Below are 16,943 nucleotides of genomic sequence, written 5' to 3' on the forward strand. Positions count from 1 at the left end.
TGCACAGATTAGTCGGCCCCTCTGGTGACCACGCGCCATATCTCAGGTGGGACGGGTCAGCCCTCCTCTGCAGCCACCTTCAGGGACGCGAGGCCCTTGTCGAAGTCCTTGCCGATCGCCTTGTCAAAGAAGAGCTTGCCCATGATCGCGAACGCGAGGTTGCGGTTGCCGTACATCGTCCAGGCCACGTGGGTTCCCTCGCCCGCGGGCGTGAGCGCGAAGGTGATGTCGTTCTCGGCCTTGAACGGCTTGAGGAACTGCAGGTCGACCTTGACCTCCGAGGCCGTGATCCCGGCGAACGTCATCGCGCCCTCACCGGCCTTCTTGTTGCCGGCCCACGTGTAACGGGCACCGACGCCCTCGCCTTCGTAGGTGCGCTTCAGGTCAGGGTCGAGGCCCTCCCACGGGGACCACTTGATCCACTCGTGGAAGTCCGCGATGAGGGCGTGCACGGTCGCCGGCGGCGCCGCAATCGTGGTCTCGTGCGTCTGGGCGAAGGCAGGCATGACGGCGAACCTAGGCCACGCCGACCTTGACGGTCATCACGTCCGGCAGATTGGCCACGATCTGGCTCCAGGTCTCGCCGTCGTCCGACGACGCCCAGACCGATCCGTTGCGGGCACCGAAGTACAGGCCCGCCGGATCGTGGCTGTCCACGCACATCGCGTCGCGCATCACGCCGACGTAGAAGTCCGCCGGCAGGCCCACGTCGTACGACGACCAGGAGTCCCCCGCGTCGTCGGAGCGCCACACGCGGGCCTGGCCCTGAGGTGGGTACCGACCTTCCTCGCCGCCCGCCAGCGGGAACACCCAGATCGTGTCGGGACGGTGCGGATGGACCACGATCGGGAAACCGAAGTCGCTGGGCAGCGCGTCGCCGATCGACGTCCACGAACCGCCCTCGTCGTCGGACCGGTAGACCCCGCCGTGGTTCTGGAGGTACAGGCGCTCGGGGCGGCTCGGGTGTCGGGTGACCTTGTGCACGCACTGGCCGAACTCGGGATACCGCTGGTCCTCGGGCAGGAAGTCCGCCCGGATTCCGTGGTTGCGCGCGTTCCAGGACGCTCCCCCGTCGGTGGTGCGGTAGACGCCGCCGGTGGAGATCGCGGCCGTGATCGAGTTGGGATCGGTCGGGTGCGGCAGCACGGTGTGGAAGGCCTGGCCGCCGAAGCCCTCACCCCATTCCGGACGCTGCGGGTGGTTCCACAACCCCTCCTCCAGCGCGAAGTTCGCTCCGCCGTCGGTGGAAGTGAAGACGGCGCCCGGCTCGGTGCCGGCATGCAGTACGCCGTCCCCGACGCCCGGCACGATCTGCCAGATCCGCTCGACCGTGGCCCCGGCACCTTCGGGGAACCGGATCGCGCCGTTCGGGGTCTCGTGCCAGGTCGCGCCGAGGTCGTCGGACCAGCGCAGTTGCGGGCCGAGCCAGCTCGACGAGGAACCGGAGAAGAGCCGTGGCGTCGCGCCGCGGGTGTCGACGAGGCCCGAATAGACCTCTTCCATGTCGTGATGGGGGCCGGTGAAGGACCAGTCCTGCCGGTCCTCCGACGTACCGATCCACAAGCCCTTGCGCGTCCCGACCATCAGGATCGTCGTCATCGTTCCTCCGTGCAGGTAGCGGTCGAATAACTGCCTCTCCTCACTCTGACCGACGGGGCCGACAAAAGTCACCGGTGCCGCCGGTACCGTCTGCCCGTGCCCACGACCACCCCCGATGCCGAGCAGCACCAGGGCCACCACCGCCCTCCGCTCGGGGTGGCGATCGCGCTGGTCCTGCTCGGCATCGGCTCGGTGCAACTGGGGGCCGGCTTCGCCAAGCGATTGTTCGACGACCTCGAGCCGAACGGCGTGGTGTGGCTGCGCCTGGCGACCAGCGCCGTCGTACTCCTGCTGTGGGCGCGGCCGAAGCTGAGCGGCCGCAGCCGCGAGGACTGGCTGGTCGCCGTTCGCTACGGCGCCTGCCTGGGCGCGATGAACTGGGGCATCTACCAGTCGTTCTCGCGCATCCCGATCGGTGTCGCGGTGACCATCGAGTTCATCGGCCCACTCGTCCTTGCGGCGGTCGGCTTCCGTCGCCCGCGGCACCTGGTGTGGGTCGGGCTGGCTGCCGTCGGCGTCCTGCTGCTCGGCTTCGAGAGAGGCCACCTGGACCCGGTGGGCGTCGCCTACGCCCTGCTGGCGGGGGCCGCCTGGGCGGGTTACATCCTCTCCAGCGCCGCGACCGGGCGACGCTGGCAGGGGATCGATGGCCTCGCCGTCGCGAGCCTGGTCGCGGTGGTGCTGCTGAGTCCCCTGCTGCTGTTCACCGTCGATGGTGGCGACCTGCTCGACACGCGGGTGCTGGTGATCGGTGCGGCCGTAGGCCTGCTCAGCTCGGTGGTCCCCTACAGCGCCGAACTCGCCGCGCTCCGCACCTTGCCGGCCGCGACCTTCGGGGTCCTGATGAGCCTCGAGCCCGCCGCTGCCGCCCTGGCGGGCCTGCTCGTGGTGGGCGAGGAACTGGCACCGGTGCAGTGGGCAGCCATCGTCTGCGTCGTGGTGGCGAGCGTCGGGGCGACCCGCGCGACCCGACACCCGATTCACGAAGATGTCACCTCAGGGTGACCCGGCGAACACCTTGGGATCGCTAGGGTCGGAGCACTTCCCCAGCTCTCGAAGGCAGACCCGTGTCTCCCCTCTTCCCCTTGCTTCGCACCCTGGCCGCCGTCCGCGCCTGGCCGGTTGCCGCCCAACAGCACGCACGCCGCAACGCAATGATCGCGCTCACCGAGTGCACCCAGCGCCGGGCGGAACGCGAGGACGTCGACCGGTTCTTCGCGGGCCGCTACCCCGAGCCCGAGGTCGCGCCCGCCGAGACCCTTGACTCGCGCCACGGCTGAGACGCGCCCCGTGCTGCGCCGGTTCGGGCAGAATCGACCGCATGTCGACTCCCGCACCCAGGCCTGAGCAGCGCGTCCGGCCGTCGTCGATCGCCTTCCGCGACATCCTGTCCGACGACGGCACGACCGTCCGGGCGTGGACGAACGACCCCGACGGCGTCATCGACGGCCCCACGGTGGTGCTCTGCAACGGGCTGGGCACCAACCCGTACCTCTGGCCGTGGCTGCTGGACCCCGAGTGCGGCGTGCGGATCGTTTCGTGGAACCACCGCGGCGTCGGCGGCTCCGAGCGGCCGCGCAATCGCAAGCACGTCGAGATCGAGCACTTCGTGCAGGACGGCTTGTCCGTCATGGACCACTTCGGCATCGACAACGCCGTCCTCATGGGCTGGTCGATGGGCGTCAACACCGCCTTCGAACTGGCCTACCGGCACCCCGAGCGCGTCCGCGGCATCTTCGCGATGTGTGGCGTGCCCGGAGACACGTTCTCCACGATGCTCGCGCCCCTCCACCTGCCGCGTTTCGTTGCCCGGGCCGTCACGATCAACGCCTGCCGGGTGGCTCAGCACGCCGGGCTCGTGGTGAACCCGATCGCCCGGCGCATCCCGATGGGACCGCGCACGGTGAAGCTGATCACCCGCACCGGCTTCATCTTTCCGGTCGAGGACCTGGAGGCCACTGCGATCGGCCTCGAGGAGTTCCTGACCACGCCGATCGACTGGTACGCGCGGCTGGCCATCGGCACCTCACGCCACCCCCGGGTCCGGCTGAGCCAGATCCACGTCCCCACGATGTTCGTCTCGGCGACGTACGACGTCCTGGCAGGGGCCCGGGACATGGCCTCGGCCTCGCGACGGCTCGCCGAGCGCGGCGAGGAGAGCGAGTACGTCGAACTGCGGGGCTCGCACTTCGTGCAGCTCGAACAGCCCGACCGCGTGCACCAACTGCTGCTCGACTTCCTGGAGCGCGTCGCATGACGCAACCCCTGAACCGTCGCGCGGCAGCATCACTCCTCGTGATCGGGCTGGTGGCGACCGGCTGCGGCCAGGGTGGCAACACGACCGACATCGACGTGTCCGGTACGGCGACAGCGGCACCGACCGGGACGGTCCAGGGTGGCGAGATCACTTTCGCTGTGGACGGCGTCCCGGACGTGGTCGCCACCATTGCCACTGGACTGGCGACGCCGTGGGGCCTCGACTTCCTGCCCGACGGCCGGGCCGTGGTCACCGAGCGCGACAGCGCGCGGGTCCTGGTCGTCACGTCGCCGAAGATCGGCAAGGAGCCCACCAAGGAGCAGGGCAAGGTCGTCGAGGTCGGCCGGATCCCCGAGGTCGACCCACGCGGTGAGGCAGGCCTGCTGGGCGTTGCCGTGTCCCCCGCGTTCGCGACCGACAAGCTTCTCTACTTCTACGTGTGCACCGCCGAGGACAACCGCGTCGTCCGCGCGCGGCTCGACGGCAACGAGCTCGGTGAGCCCGAGCCCATCTTGACCGGCATCCCGACCGGCGACATCCACGACGGCGGTCGGCTGGCCTTCGGACCGGACGGCTACCTCTACGTGTCGACCGGCGAGGGCGGCCGGGAGAACCTGTCGCAGAACAAGAAGTCGCTGGCCGGAAAGATCCTGCGGATCTCGACCGACGGCCAGCCCGCGCCCGGCAACCCGTTCAACACGGCCGTGTGGTCGTGGGGTCACCGCAACGTGCAGGGCCTCGCCTTCGACGCCGACGGCTCGCTGTGGGCCTCGGAGTTCGGCAAGGACAAGGCCGACGAGCTCAACCGCATCCTGCCCGGCGAGAACTACGGCTGGCCGAAGGTCGAGGGCACGGGCGGCCCCAAGCGCTTCACGCAGCCCGACCTGACCTGGAAGACGGGCGTGGCGTCTCCCTCCGGTCTGGCGTACGCCGGCGGGTACCTCTGGATGGCAGCCCTGCAAGGCGAACGCCTGTGGCGGATCAAGGTCGCTGGCGGTCAGGTCAGCGACCCGGCGTCGTACTTCGACGGAGACACGGCGGGCGACTATGGCCGGCTGCGGACCGTCGCCCGGGCACCGGACGGCCGCCTGTGGCTGACCACCAGCAACGAGGACGGCCGCGGCACGCCCGCCCCCGAGGACGACCGGATCCTGCTCGTCGAGCCGTAGGCCGTCCCCGGGGTGGGTGGGCTCAGTACGCCCTGTTCACCTCCATGACCGACTGCTGCACGAAGAAGCCGCCCGGCTCCTTGGCCGCTGCGATGAGCTGCACGAAGTGGCAGGTGAGGTTCTTGACCGTGACGGTCAGGTTGCGCTTGCCGAGCCTGGCCAGTGGCGGGCTCAGATACGTGCCATTGCGGGCGGCCGTGGTCACGTCGACGGCGCCGTCCTTGACGATGACGACCTCACCACAGGAGATGGAGGCCGACAGAGAGAACCCGATGCTCCCCGTCGGACCCGTGGAGTTCTGGAGAGTCACGGTGTAGGTCGCGACCTGGGTGCCTGCGATGGTCGGCGCGGTCGCAATCTGGTAGGCCCGTCCGGGTCCCCCGACGGCGAGCTGGCTGCCGTTCTTGAGGAACAGGTCAGCGGGCGTGGCCCCCGTGAGAACCGACGGTTCCTCGGCGACGAGGTAGGCGTCGTCGATGAAGAAGCCGTCGGTTCCGGACAAGCGGATGGTCGAGTAGTGCTCGTAGGCGGCGGTCCCGACCGGGATCGGGATCTTGACGGTCAGGGTCTGGTTGCCGCCCGGCGGGAGCGCCTTCGTGTAGTAACCGTCCGCGCTGCTGGCCAGCGGCTTGAGGAGCAGCGTGCCGTCGTACAGCTGGGCCTGTGCGCCGGTCCAGTCCGCGATGTTGATGCGGTACTGCGCCAGCGTCGTGCCGGTGTTGCGGACCTGGAAGGTGTAGGTGGCCGTCGCCCCCTCCTTCCCGACGAAGCTGACCACGTGGCCGGCGGTGTAGGCGGATCCGTTCGGCCCCTTCACCACCAGGGCCGCCGAGTGGCTCGCGGCGCTGGCGGCCGGAACCACGACCAGGGACGCGGCCAGCACGGCCCCGATCCCGACAACGAGGGCTACGACGGCCCTCTGCGTTCTCTTCAAGCGTTGCATCGGGCACTCCCGTGGGCGGGCGCGAACCACCCCCATGATGGTCCGTCGACATTCGACGCTAGACCGCTTTACCTGCGGTGACATGGCCCGAACTGACCAGTTCTGGGCGCGTTGCCTGTGCCCTTTCGGCCCCGGACGCAACCTTCTGGCGGTCTGCAACGTCTGTTGTTCAGAACGTCTTCCTTCAAAGCCCTCGGGAAAGGTCACCCCATGGCCCAGCACGCGCACTGGCACACGATCTACGGCAAGGCCCGCCGGTCGACGGCCCGCTACGTCTCCACGATCGGCAGGGAGCCGTACGCCGGCACCGCCGGTGACTGGACCTTCCGGGTCAGCACCACCACCAACGTCCGCCAGGGCCCGAGCACCAAGGACCGCACGATCGCGACCTTCATCCGGGGCAAGGAGTTCAACACCGGCTGGATCACCGAGCGTGGCGAGGCGGTCAACGGCCAGCGCGCATGGGCCTCGGTCGAGACCTCCAACGGGCGGCGCGGCTGGATCTCCCTCACCAACCTGTGCGCCGTCGAGCACGAAGACGACCGGATGCTGATCGAGCAGTAGGAGTGGCGTCCGGGGAACCCTGACGCACTCCCGCACGTCCTACGTGACATGCGACGACACAACGCCGCGGCTCTCGGGATCCTGCTCGCCTTCGGCCTCACCGCCTGCGGCGACTCCTCCGACCCGCCCATCGACGTCACCCCCAACGGCCCCGGGCACGGCACCCTCGCCAGTCCCCAGGTGGTCAGCGCGCACGCCGCCGACGTGCTCGTGTCGGTCTACTCGACCGGCGGCAGCGGGGCGCCAGGGACATTCGTCCCCGACGCGGAGGTGCGCACCGACGGAACCGTCTACCTCAACGGCGCGGACGGCCTCGGCGTCGACACCTTCACCCTCACACCGGCCGGCATCGAACGCGTCCGCGAAGCGTTCCGGACGGTCGCGTTCGGCGAGCACGACTACGAGGAGAGCAAGTGGACCGACCAGCCGGTGACGTCGGTCTTCACGACGCTCGGTGGGAGCCCCGAATCGGTCTCCGTCTACGGACTGGGTCACGACGAGGACATCGAGGACCACGAATGGGACCGACTGCTCGGCGCGATCGGTGAACTGGAGGACCTCGCCGACACCGCGGCCACGACGACCGATGGGGACATCGCGACCCAGCGGGCGTCGTACCGCCCCGAAAAGGTGGCGCTGGTCCTGCGTCCCGACGACGAACCGGGCCAACTCGAGTGGCCGCTCGAGCGGCCCTTCGCGAACACACAGCAGGGGTCGACCCAGTTCGGCGATCCCTGCATCGAGGTCACCGGCAAGGACGTCGTCACCCTCGAAGGGCTGACCAACGAAGGCCGACTGGAACACACCTGGGCGATCGGTACGACATCGGTCGACGCCAGCGTCCGGCCGATCCTGCCCGGCAACCCCAGTCCGTGCACCCCCGCGGCGCCCGAGACGCCGGTGGGGTGATCGTCAGGCCAGCTTCTCCAGGATGAGCTCGCGGACCCGGCCGGCATCGGCCTGGCCACGGGTGGCCTTCATGACTGCACCGATGATCGCCCCAGCCGCAGCGAGGTTGCCGCCACGGATCTTCTCGGCGATGGCCGGTTGAGCGGCGAGGGCCTCGTCGATGGCAGCCAGCAGCGGACCGTCGTCGGAGACCATGGCCAGACCACGCTTCTCGATGATCTCCGCGGGCGTGCCCTCACCTGCGATGAGGCCGTCGAAGACCTGACGGGCCAGCTTGTCGTTGATCGTCTTGGCGTCGACGAGTGCCTGGACCGCCGCCACCTGCGTCGGCGTCACTCCGACCGCCGCCAGTTCGACGCCGGCATCGTTCGCACGGCGCAGCAGGTCGGCGACCCACCACTTGCGGGCCGACTGCGGTGCCGTGCCCTGCGCAACGGTCTCCTCGATCAGTTCGATCGCGCCGGCGGCGACGGCGTCGCGCATCTCGAGGTCGGCGAAGCCCCAGGCGCCCTGCAGGCGCACGCGGCGCTCAGCGGGGTTCTCGGGCAGCGTCAGCCGCAGTTCCTCGACCCACTCGCGGCTCGGCGCCACGGGCACCAGGTCGGGCTCGGGGAAGTAGCGGTAGTCCTCGGCGTCGGACTTCTCGCGGCCCGAGGAGGTCGAACCGTCGTTCTCGTGGAAGTGGCGGGTCTCCTGGAGCACCGATCCGCCGTCCAGCAGGATGCCGGCGTGGCGGGCCATCTCATAGCGCACCGCGCGCTCCACCGAGCGCAGCGAGTTGACGTTCTTGGTCTCCGAACGCGTGCCGAGACCGCCGGCGCCCTTGGGGGCCAGCGACAGGTTCACGTCGGCACGGATCGAACCCTGGTCCATGCGCGCGTCGGAGACACCGAGCGCGACGATCAGGTCACGGATCGCCGAGACGTAGGCCTTCGCCACCGCCGGCGCCTTGTCGCCCGTGCCCATGATCGGCTTCGTGACGATCTCGATCAGGGGAATGCCGGCGCGGTTGTAGTCGACCAGCGAGTAGTCGGCGCCGTGGATCCGGCCGTCCGAGCCACCGACGTGCAGCGACTTGCCGGTGTCCTCCTCCATGTGGGCGCGCTCGATGTCGATGCGGAAGGTCTCCCCCTCCACGTCGACGTCGATGAAGCCCTCGAAGGCGATCGGCTCGTCGTACTGGGACGTCTGGAAGTTCTTCGGCATGTCCGGGTAGAAGTAGTTCTTCCGGGCGAACCGGCACCACTCCGCGATCTCGCAGTTCAGTGCGAGGCCGATCCGGATGGCCGACTCGACGGCCTTGCCGTTCACGACGGGCATGGCGCCGGGCAGGCCCAGGCACGTCGGGCAGACCTGCGTGTTCGGCTCGCCGCCGAAGACCGCGGGGCAGCCGCAGAACATCTTCGTGTTCGTGTTGAGCTCGACATGGATCTCGAGGCCGAGGGCGGGATCGAACTTCTCGATCACCTCGTCGAAGTCGACGAGCTTGGTCACCGTGGTCACTTGGACCCTCCTTCGAGCGCCGGGGCCTGGTTGAGCAGGATGCCGCCCCAGGTGGCGGACAGCGCGGCCTCGACGGCCGCACCCACGCGGTAGAGCCGGTCGTCGGCCAGGGCAGGTGCGAGCACCTGGAAGCCGACCGGAAGGCCGTCCTCGTCGGCGAGACCTGCCGGCACCGAGATGCCGGGGACGCCGGCCAGGTTGGCCGGGATGGTGGCGAGGTCCTGGAGGTACATCGCGAGCGGGTCGTCCAGCTTCTCGCCGAGCGGGAACGCCGTCGTCGGCGACGTCGGCGACACGAGGACGTCGACCTGCTCGAAGGCAGCCGCGAAGTCGCGCGAGATGAGCGTGCGGACCTTCTGCGCCTGGCCGTAGTAGGCCTCGTAGTAGCCGCTCGACAGGGCATAGGTGCCGATCATGATCCGGCGCTTGACCTCGTCACCGAAGCCGGCGTCGCGGGTCGCGCGCATGACCGTTTCGGCGGACGGGTCGCCCTCGGGGACCACGCGCAGGCCGTACCGCATGGCGTCGAACTTGGCGAGGTTCGAGGAACACTCGGCCGGCAGGATCAGGTAGTACGCCGCCATCGCGTGCACGAAGCTCGGGCAGGCGATCTCGGTGACCTCCGCGCCCAGCTTCGTGAGCAGTTCGACCGTCTCGGCGAAGCGGGTCATCACACCGGGCTGCCAGCCGTCGCCGGCCAGTTCCTTGATGACACCGACCTTCAGGCCGGCCAGGTCGCCGGCGGCGCCCTGGCGGGCGGCCTCGACGAAGGCACCGACGGGCTGGTTGACCGAGGTGGAGTCGAGCGGGTCGTGCCCGCCGATGAGCTCGTGCAGCAGTGCCGAGTCCAGCACGGTCCGGGTGACCGGGCCGACCTGGTCGAGGCTGTTGGCGAGCGCGACGAGGCCGTAACGGGAGACCCCGCCGTAGGTCGGCTTCACACCGACGGTGCCGGTGACGGCACCGGGCTGGCGGATCGAACCACCGGTGTCGGTGCCGAGGGCCAGCGGCGCCTCGAACGCGGCGACAGCGGCAGCGGAGCCACCGCCGGAGCCACCGGGGATGCGGGTCTGGTCCCACGGGTTGCGGGTGGGGCCGTAGGCGGAGTGCTCCGTCGAGGAACCCATCGCGAACTCGTCCATGTTGGTCTTGCCGAGGATCGGCAGACCGGCGGCCTTGACCTTGCGGACCACCGTGGCGTCGTACGGCGGAATCCAGCCCTCGAGGATCTTCGACCCACACGTCGTGGGGAGCCCCTGGGTGGCCAGCACGTCCTTGACGGCGATCGGGATGCCGTCGAGCAGGTGGCGGGTCTCCCCCGCAGCCCGACGAGCGTCCGACTCGGCGGCCTGGGCCAGCGCGCCCTCGGCGTCGACGTGGAGGAAGGCGTGCACGCCGGCGGTGGCGTCACCGTCGACAGCAGCGATCCGGTCCAGGTGCGCCTGCGTCAGCTCGACCGAGGTGGTCTCGCCCGCAGCAAGGGCGTCGACCAGTTCGGCGGCGGTCTTCGTGATCCAGTTGCTCACTGCTCGTCCCCCAGGATCCGCGGCACGCGGAAGCGCTGCTCCTCGGCCTCCGGCGCGCCGGACAGTGCCTGCTCGGCGGTCAGGCCGGGCACCACGACGTCCTCGCGGAAGACGTTGGTGAGCGGCATGGGGTGCGACATCGGCGGGACGTCGTCACCGGCCACTCCGCTGATGGACGCGACCGCCTCGAGGATCACGTTGAGCTGGGGCGCCAGGTGATCCAGCTCGGCGGCATCGAGGTCGATCCGGGCGAGATCGGCCAGGTGGGCCACCTCGTCGCGGGAGAGTTGAGACATGGCGGTGATTCTAGGGCCACGGTTCGGAATGCTTGTCTTGCTGGGGTGCCCTCGGTGCGTGCCTCGCAAGGCGCCGGAGGGAAGGCGGGCCGTGGCCCGTCGACCGACGGCAACGCAGCGAGGTGCGTGCCGAGGGTGCTCCAGCGAGGCAATGATTCCGACCCGTGTCCCGGGGCCGCGGGCAGGTGCCTAGAATCCGCCGGGTGCACCCGCCCACTCCCACTCCGCCGCGGATCCCGCAGCGGGTGATCACCGCGGGGACCGCCGGACCAGCCATGGCGAGCTTCCTCGAGCGGCTCGCTGCCGCCCTCGACGTGCCTCTCGTACCCCTGGCCGAACTCACAGATCCGTCCGATGCCGACCAGTTGGCGTCCTTCGACGGCTGGGTCACCACCAGTGAGTACGACGCCACGCGGGCCTTGTTGCTCGACCGGGCCGACCTCGTGGTGCACGTGACCCACGAGGAGCCGGGCACACTCCGGGGCCTCGTGCGGCGAACCGTGCGCAGGATGCGCGCCGACGGTTCCGAGCCGGACCTGACGTGGCTCGCGACCATCACCGAGACCCACCCCGAGGTCGGCTTCGTGCACCTCGCCGGACCGACCGCGTCCGAGGCGTGGCTGGCGGCCGTCAGCGCGTGATGCCGACGACGACCGTGTTCTCGGCGTCGATCCCGGCCGCGAGCCGGCCCGTGTCCTCGAGGCCGTCGCTCCCGTAGCGGAACAGCCGCACCGTCGCCGTCGATCGGTCCAGGAGCACCAGGTCGGTCGTCCCGTCGCCGTCGGTGTCCGCGGCAACCGGACGGGCATCGGCGTAGGCGACGTCGTCGACGTCGACGTGCTGGCTCTCGAGTTCGGGCGTGGTGCCCTCCGAGAGGATGCGGACGAAGCGGGCGTTGCCCTCGTCCAGCATCACCACCACGTCGGCGTCACCGTCGCCGTCGAAGTCCCCGATGACCGGGTGGGTTCGGCCCCACTCCCACGTGGCGGAGTAGAGCCACAGCTCGTTGTCCGCGAAGGTGTCGCGCTCGGAGCGGAAGAGGCGCAGGTCCACGCCGCCCTCGGACGGCTTGCCGAGTTCGATCAGGTCGGCGTCACCGTCGCCGTCGAAGTCGCCGGCCCCGATCTTCATGTCGTCGAACTTCCAGCCCTCGACGCCCGCCCAGTTGCTGGCGGTGCCGAAGGTCGAGCCGTCGGACAGCGCCACGTCGATCGCGATGAAGTCCTCCCCTGCACCGGTCAGGTAGGCGAGGTCCGTCACGCCGTCTCCGTCGAAGTCACCAGCAGTGACCTTGAACCTGGCGGGCAACTGGACGTCGCCCCAGTCCTCGGGCGCCTCGAAGCCGACGCCGTTGGAGCGCGCGACCTGGACCCGGTCCGTCTCGACGAGGGCGAGGTCTGTCCAGCCGTCGCCGGAAAAGTCGCCCCGCACCACCTTGGCGGACCCGTACGCCGTCCCCGCCCAGGTCTCGAAGTCACCGAAACCGGTGTCGGTCGCCTCGTCGGACGTCAGCACCAGGGTCTGGTCGGCGCTGTTGTCGATGAGGATCGTGTCGTCGTTGCCGTCTCCGTTGACGTCGGCGGGCGTGACGGGCCCGACGCGCGCTCCCGGAGGATCGACGGTCTCGCCGTCGGTCGGCGTCTCCTGCGGCTCGGGGCTCAGGGTCGGGTTGGTGCTGTCCGTGCCACCGCCGTCGTCGCGCAGGAAGTGCCAGGCGACCCCGCCACCGACGCCGATGACCAGGGCGGCGAGCACGGCGATGACCGCGGCCAGCGGGCCCCGACGCGAGCGCGGGACTGGCGTCGGCAGGTTGGGGGTGGCGTACGACGGCGGCGGAGATGCCGGCTGAGCGATCGGCGCGGCCAGCGGCGGTGGCACCGACGCCGCGACGACGTAGGACGGGGCCGACGGCGCCGACGGGCTTGACGGGTACGAAGGGCCTGACGGGTACGACGGATACGGCGGCGTCGCCGGAGGCGGTACGACGAAGTGCTGGTCCGGCACCCGACCGCTGGCCCGGATGGCGCGCAACGCGGCCGCGGCCGCCGCCGCGCTGGAGTGTCGTGCCGCGGGGTCCTTGGCCATCGCGCGCAGCAGGAATCCGTTGAGTTGGTCGGACGCGCCAGGCAGTTGCGGGATCGGTGAGAACTCGTGTTGGTGGGCAAGTTGGACCAGCCCTCCGTCGTACGGAGGACGACCGGTGAGCAGGAACCACAACAGGCAGCCGAGGGCGTAGGTGTCACTCGCCGGGGTGGCGGCCTCGCCGCGGAACCGCTCGGGCGCGAGATAGGCGTAGGTGCCCGCGACCACGCCGCTGCTGGTCAGCGAGGAGTCGCCGTCGCGGGCGATGCCGAAGTCGCAGAGGTAGGCATGCACCTGGCCCTGGCCGGAGCGCAGCAGCACGTTGTGCGGCTTGACATCGCGGTGGATCACGCCGACCGCATGGGCGTCCGCGAGGGCGGAGGCGACCTGGGCCGCGATGTCGAGCGACACGTCGGGAGCCGGCAGCCCCTCGCCTGCGACGCGAGCCGCCAGGTCACCGCCCGAGACGAACTGGGTGGCGAGGTAGAGGCAGCCGTCCTGCTCGCCGTGGCTGTAGACCTGAATGATGTGCGGACTGTCACTGCGGGCCAGCACCGACGCCTCGCGCTTGAACCGGGTGCGGAACTCCGGCTCGGACGCCAGTTGCAGCGAGAGGACCTTGAGCGCGACGCGACGCCCGAGCCCCTCCTCGATCGCCTCGAACACGATCCCCATGCCGCCCGCACCGAGTTCGCGGGTGATCCGGTAGGGACCGAGCAGGTCGCCCACACCGGGAATGCGTGCCAACGTCGCGCCTTTCGAGGGTGATCTGGAGGCACCAGCGTAGTGGCGGCAGACAGTCGTCTCAGGAAAGGTGTCGGGCGAGGAAGGCGCCGGTGTCCTGCATCGCACGATCGAACTGCGGCCCGAAGGCGTGGCCCTCGCCGGCGTAGGTCTCCAGCGTCACGTCGACCCCCGCCCGCCGCATCGCCCGCGTGGTCTGGCGACTCCACCGGATCGGGCAGGTGTCGTCGGCGGTGCCGTGGAGGACCAGCACCGGTTCGGCGATGTCACCGAAGTACGTGCGCGCGCTGATGCCGCCCCAGAATTCCGGGTTGGCCTTCGGCTCGTCGTACGCGTTCAGGATCGCGTTGGTGATGCCGTCACGGGCTCCGTCGGAGCGGATGAAGTGGTTGAAGTTCTCGGCGGCGATCGAACTCACCGACGCGAAGACGACGCCCGCATCGACGAGACCGGGGGCGACCACGAGTGCGTTCTGGACGACTCCCCCGCCCATCGACCGGCCGACCAGACCGACCCGCTCGTCGTCCACGGGGCCGTCCCACGCACGCAGCGCATGGACCGCGTTGATGACGTCCTCGGTGTAGCCCATCCGCATGTCGAGGCCCTGGGTGCGATCCGGGTCCGAGCCGCCGTGACCGCGGTAGTCGACGTGCAGCGCGACGTACCCGTGGTCCCCGAACCAGGCGCGCTCGCGGGTCATCCCCTGCCCGATCTTGTAGACCGAAGGCTCGATGTAGCCGTGGGCGAGGACCACCGTCGGGAACGGCCCGTCGCCGTTCGGGACGGCGAGTCGCCCCGAGATGGTGAGCTTGCCGCTGCGGTAGGTCACGTCGTACTGGGTGTGGCTGGCCGTCCGCAGGACTTCGGCCCCGAGCGTCAACCCGTCGCCGTCGTACGTCTTCTGGCGGAGGGCGGGCAAGGACACCCGGTTCGGTACGGCGGCGGCACTGGTGGTTGCCTCCGTCGCCCCGGTGGAGGGGGCGGCCGTGGTGGTGCCACCGGACGTGGGAGCGCCCGGGTCAGCGTCACCGGACTCGTCGGCGCCCGAGCAGGACGTCGCGAGGAGTCCGAGCAGCACCGCCGGGATCCACCGCCTCATGACTCCAGTGTGCCCTCCGGCGGCCCCTCGGCCAGGAGTCGCTTGAAACCGTCCTCGTCGAGGATCGGAACGCCCAACGATTCAGCCTTCTCGGCCTTGGAGCCGGCGTTCTCACCGATCACCACGAAGTCGGTCTTCTTCGACACCGAGCCGGCGGCCTTGCCCCCGCGGGAAAGGATCGCTTCCTTCGCCGAATCGCGGGAGAAGTCCTGCAGCGATCCGGTCACCACGATGGTGAGGCCTTCCAGCGTGCGGGCGACGGATTCGTCGCGCTGGTCGGCCATCGCGACGCCGGACGTGGTCCACTTCTCGACGATCGCGACGTGCCAGTCGACCGCGAACCACTCGATGACGGCGTCGGCGATGGTCGGACCCACACCCTCGGCGGCGGCCAGGTCGGCCTCGCTGGCGGCGCGGATCGCTTCCATCGAGCCGAACTCGGTGGCCAGCGCGCGGGCGGCCGTCGGACCGACGTGCCGGATCGAGAGTGCGACGAGGACCCGCCACAGCGGCACCGTCGCCTTGCGTTCGCCGAGGTTGTCGAGCAACTTCTGCCCGTTGGCGCTGAGCTGCGGGCCTTCCTCGTCCTTCTTGGCGGTGCGCGTGAACAGCGGCGTGATCAGCAACTGCTCGACCGACAGGTCGAAGACGTCGCCCTCGTTGCGGATCGCACCGGAGTCGAGGAGCGCGACCGCCGCTTCGTAGCCGAGGCCCTCGATGTCGAAGGCGCCGCGACCGGCGACGTGGTGCACCCGCTCGCGGACCTGCGCCGGGCAGTGCTCGTGGTTGGGGCAACGCCGGTCCTTGTCGCCCTCCTTCTGCTCGACCAGTGCGGTGTCGCACGATGGGCACGCGGTCGGCATCACCCACTCGGCCAAGCCCTCGGGCCGCAGCGCGAGCACCGGGCCGACGATCTCGGGGATCACGTCGCCGGCCTTGCGCAGGATGACGGTGTCGCCCGGACGGACGTCCTTGCGCTTGACCTCGTAGCCGTTGTGGAGCGTGGCCATCTCGACCGTCGAACCAGCGACCTTCACCGGCTCCATCACGCCGAACGGCGTCACCCGGCCGGTGCGGCCGGTGTTGACGTCGATGCGGAGGAGCTTGGTGTTCACCTCTTCGGGTGGGTACTTGTAGGCGATCGCCCAGCGCGGCGCCCGGCTGGTCGAGCCGAGGCGGCGCTGCAGGCTGACGTCGTCGACCTTGATCACGACGCCGTCGATGTCGTAGGGAACGATCGTGTGCCGGTGTTCACCGGCGTGCGCGATGTAGCCCTCGACGTCGGTCAGGGTCGGCAGCACCTTGACGGCCTCGGACACCGGAAGGCCCCAGGCGGCCAGGGCGCGATAGGCCTCCGACTGTGCCGTCGGCTCGAAGCCCTGGCGCGCCCCGATGCCGTGGCAGACCATGCCCAGGTCACGGGTCGCGGTGACCCGTGGATCCTTCTGGCGCAGCGAACCGGCTGCTGCGTTGCGGGGATTGGCGAACGCGGGCTTGCCCGCCTCGGTCATCGACACGTTCAGTCGCTCGAACGCGACGGCGGGCAGGAAGACCTCACCCCGGACCTCGACCAGGTCGGGCACCGGGAAGTCGGCCGTGGCCGTGAGCCGGTGCGGCACCGACGCGATCGTCTTGACGTTGGGAGTGACGTCCTCACCCGTGCGGCCGTCCCCACGGGTCAGGGCGCGCACGAGGCGCCCCTTTTCGTAGAGCAGGTTGATCGCGAGGCCGTCGACCTTGAGCTCACACAGCAGCGCGGGGCTCTCGATCCCGTCGCGGCCCAGGCGGGCATGCCAGGCACCGAGCTCCTCGAAGGAGAAGGCGTTGTCGAGGCTCTCCATCCGCTGCAGGTGGTCGACGGCAGTGAAGTCGGTCGACACCGCGCCCCCGACCTTCTGTGTCGGCGAGTCCGGGGTCCGCAGCTCCGGGTACTGCTCCTCGAGCTCCTCCAGGCGCCGCATCCGCTTGTCGAAGTCCGCGTCGGACAACGTCGGGTCGTCGAGGACGTAGTAGCGCCAGCGAGCGTCCTCGAGCTCCTCGGCGACGGTGGCGTGCTCCTCGCGCGCCTCAGCGGGTACGACGGGGGGTGTGGCGTCGCTCATGGGGACCATGATGCCGCGCCCCGCCGACAACCGCTCCGCGACCCACGACCGTTGTCGGTGGCGGCTGTCAGGCTCGTCGAGCGACCCCGACTTCGTCGTACGGAATAGGTTGCGAAACGAAACCGTTCCGTACTATCGTAGTGAAACGGA

General features: G+C 69.9%; 16 protein-coding genes. 7 read left to right on the forward strand and 9 right to left on the reverse strand.

From position 1 onward, the window contains the following. Nucleotides 1–56: 56 nt before the first annotated feature. Both HRC28_RS20495 and HRC28_RS20500 read right to left on the reverse strand, forming a co-directional pair. Complete coding sequence (locus tag HRC28_RS20495) at nucleotides 57–506, reverse strand: SRPBCC family protein (RefSeq protein WP_182377236.1); 450 nt, start codon at nucleotides 504–506, stop codon at nucleotides 57–59. Nucleotides 507–516: 10 nt separating this feature from the next. Then, nucleotides 517–1,599, reverse strand: coding sequence for an exo-alpha-sialidase (locus tag HRC28_RS20500; RefSeq protein WP_182377237.1), 1,083 nt, complete (start codon nucleotides 1,597–1,599; stop codon nucleotides 517–519). Between the two features lie 96 nt (nucleotides 1,600–1,695). Here HRC28_RS20500 and HRC28_RS20505 point away from each other — a divergent pair, with 96 nt between their 5' ends. From HRC28_RS20505 to HRC28_RS20520, 4 genes are all read left to right on the forward strand, one after another. Further along, nucleotides 1,696–2,604, forward strand: coding sequence for an EamA family transporter (locus HRC28_RS20505; RefSeq protein ID WP_237111586.1), 909 nt, complete (start codon nucleotides 1,696–1,698; stop codon nucleotides 2,602–2,604). Nucleotides 2,605–2,666: 62 nt separating this feature from the next. Next, nucleotides 2,667–2,879: a hypothetical protein gene (locus tag HRC28_RS20510; RefSeq protein ID WP_182377238.1), complete on the forward strand. Its 213-nt coding sequence runs from the start codon at nucleotides 2,667–2,669 to the stop codon at nucleotides 2,877–2,879. 41 nt (nucleotides 2,880–2,920) lie between these two features. Next, the gene (locus HRC28_RS20515; RefSeq protein ID WP_182377239.1) at nucleotides 2,921–3,856 is read left to right on the forward strand and encodes an alpha/beta hydrolase; all 936 of its coding nucleotides are present in this window, start codon (nucleotides 2,921–2,923) and stop codon (nucleotides 3,854–3,856) included. After that, on the forward strand, nucleotides 3,853–5,025 hold the full coding sequence (locus tag HRC28_RS20520; protein WP_182377240.1) for a PQQ-dependent sugar dehydrogenase: 1,173 nt from the start codon (nucleotides 3,853–3,855) through the stop codon (nucleotides 5,023–5,025). The genes HRC28_RS20515 and HRC28_RS20520 overlap by 4 nt, the downstream gene beginning before the upstream one ends. A gap of 22 nt (nucleotides 5,026–5,047) precedes the next feature. Here the strand turns inward: HRC28_RS20520 and HRC28_RS20525 are convergent, their stop codons facing one another. Next, entirely contained in the window at nucleotides 5,048–5,959 is a 912-nt protein-coding gene (locus HRC28_RS20525) for a hypothetical protein (protein ID WP_182377241.1), read from the reverse strand. Nucleotides 5,960–6,178: 219 nt separating this feature from the next. On the opposite strand from HRC28_RS20525, the gene HRC28_RS20530 reads away from it, so the two are divergent. Together HRC28_RS20530 and HRC28_RS20535 are read left to right on the forward strand one after the other, a co-directional pair. Next, entirely contained in the window at nucleotides 6,179–6,532 is a 354-nt protein-coding gene (locus HRC28_RS20530; protein WP_182377242.1) for an SH3 domain-containing protein, read from the forward strand. A gap of 48 nt (nucleotides 6,533–6,580) precedes the next feature. Continuing rightward, nucleotides 6,581–7,441, forward strand: coding sequence for a hypothetical protein (locus HRC28_RS20535; protein WP_182377243.1), 861 nt, complete (start codon nucleotides 6,581–6,583; stop codon nucleotides 7,439–7,441). Nucleotides 7,442–7,444: 3 nt separating this feature from the next. Here the strand turns inward: HRC28_RS20535 and gatB are convergent, their stop codons facing one another. Genes gatB through gatC form a run of 3 tightly spaced genes read right to left on the reverse strand, consistent with a single transcriptional unit; the run spans nucleotide 7,445 to nucleotide 10,766 of the window. Further along, nucleotides 7,445–8,944, reverse strand: coding sequence for an Asp-tRNA(Asn)/Glu-tRNA(Gln) amidotransferase subunit GatB (gatB, locus tag HRC28_RS20540; RefSeq protein WP_182377244.1), 1,500 nt, complete (start codon nucleotides 8,942–8,944; stop codon nucleotides 7,445–7,447). Beyond that, nucleotides 8,941–10,470, reverse strand: a complete 1,530-nt coding sequence (gene gatA, locus HRC28_RS20545) for an Asp-tRNA(Asn)/Glu-tRNA(Gln) amidotransferase subunit GatA (protein ID WP_182377245.1) — start codon at nucleotides 10,468–10,470, stop codon at nucleotides 8,941–8,943. Before gatA ends, gatB begins: the two co-directional genes overlap by 4 nt. Next, on the reverse strand, nucleotides 10,467–10,766 hold the full coding sequence (gene gatC / locus HRC28_RS20550; RefSeq protein ID WP_182377246.1) for an Asp-tRNA(Asn)/Glu-tRNA(Gln) amidotransferase subunit GatC: 300 nt from the start codon (nucleotides 10,764–10,766) through the stop codon (nucleotides 10,467–10,469). The genes gatA and gatC overlap by 4 nt, the downstream gene beginning before the upstream one ends. 203 nt (nucleotides 10,767–10,969) lie before the next feature. On the opposite strand from gatC, the gene HRC28_RS20555 reads away from it, so the two are divergent. Then, entirely contained in the window at nucleotides 10,970–11,407 is a 438-nt protein-coding gene (locus tag HRC28_RS20555) for a hypothetical protein (protein WP_182377247.1), read from the forward strand. Here the strand turns inward: HRC28_RS20555 and HRC28_RS20560 are convergent. Genes HRC28_RS20560 through ligA form a run of 3 tightly spaced genes read right to left on the reverse strand, consistent with a single transcriptional unit; the run spans nucleotide 11,397 to nucleotide 16,793 of the window. After that, nucleotides 11,397–13,595, reverse strand: a complete 2,199-nt coding sequence (locus tag HRC28_RS20560; RefSeq protein WP_182377248.1) for a protein kinase — start codon at nucleotides 13,593–13,595, stop codon at nucleotides 11,397–11,399. The genes HRC28_RS20555 and HRC28_RS20560 overlap by 11 nt on opposite strands. A 58-nt stretch (nucleotides 13,596–13,653) precedes the next feature. Continuing rightward, nucleotides 13,654–14,691: an alpha/beta fold hydrolase gene (locus tag HRC28_RS20565; protein ID WP_202033137.1), complete on the reverse strand. Its 1,038-nt coding sequence runs from the start codon at nucleotides 14,689–14,691 to the stop codon at nucleotides 13,654–13,656. Further along, nucleotides 14,688–16,793, reverse strand: a complete 2,106-nt coding sequence (gene ligA / locus HRC28_RS20570; protein WP_182377249.1) for an NAD-dependent DNA ligase LigA — start codon at nucleotides 16,791–16,793, stop codon at nucleotides 14,688–14,690. The genes HRC28_RS20565 and ligA overlap by 4 nt, the downstream gene beginning before the upstream one ends. Nucleotides 16,794–16,943 lie beyond the last annotated feature (150 nt).

The sequence above is a fragment of the Nocardioides sp. WS12 genome (assembly GCF_014108865.1).
Lineage (GTDB): Bacteria > Actinomycetota > Actinomycetes > Propionibacteriales > Nocardioidaceae > Nocardioides.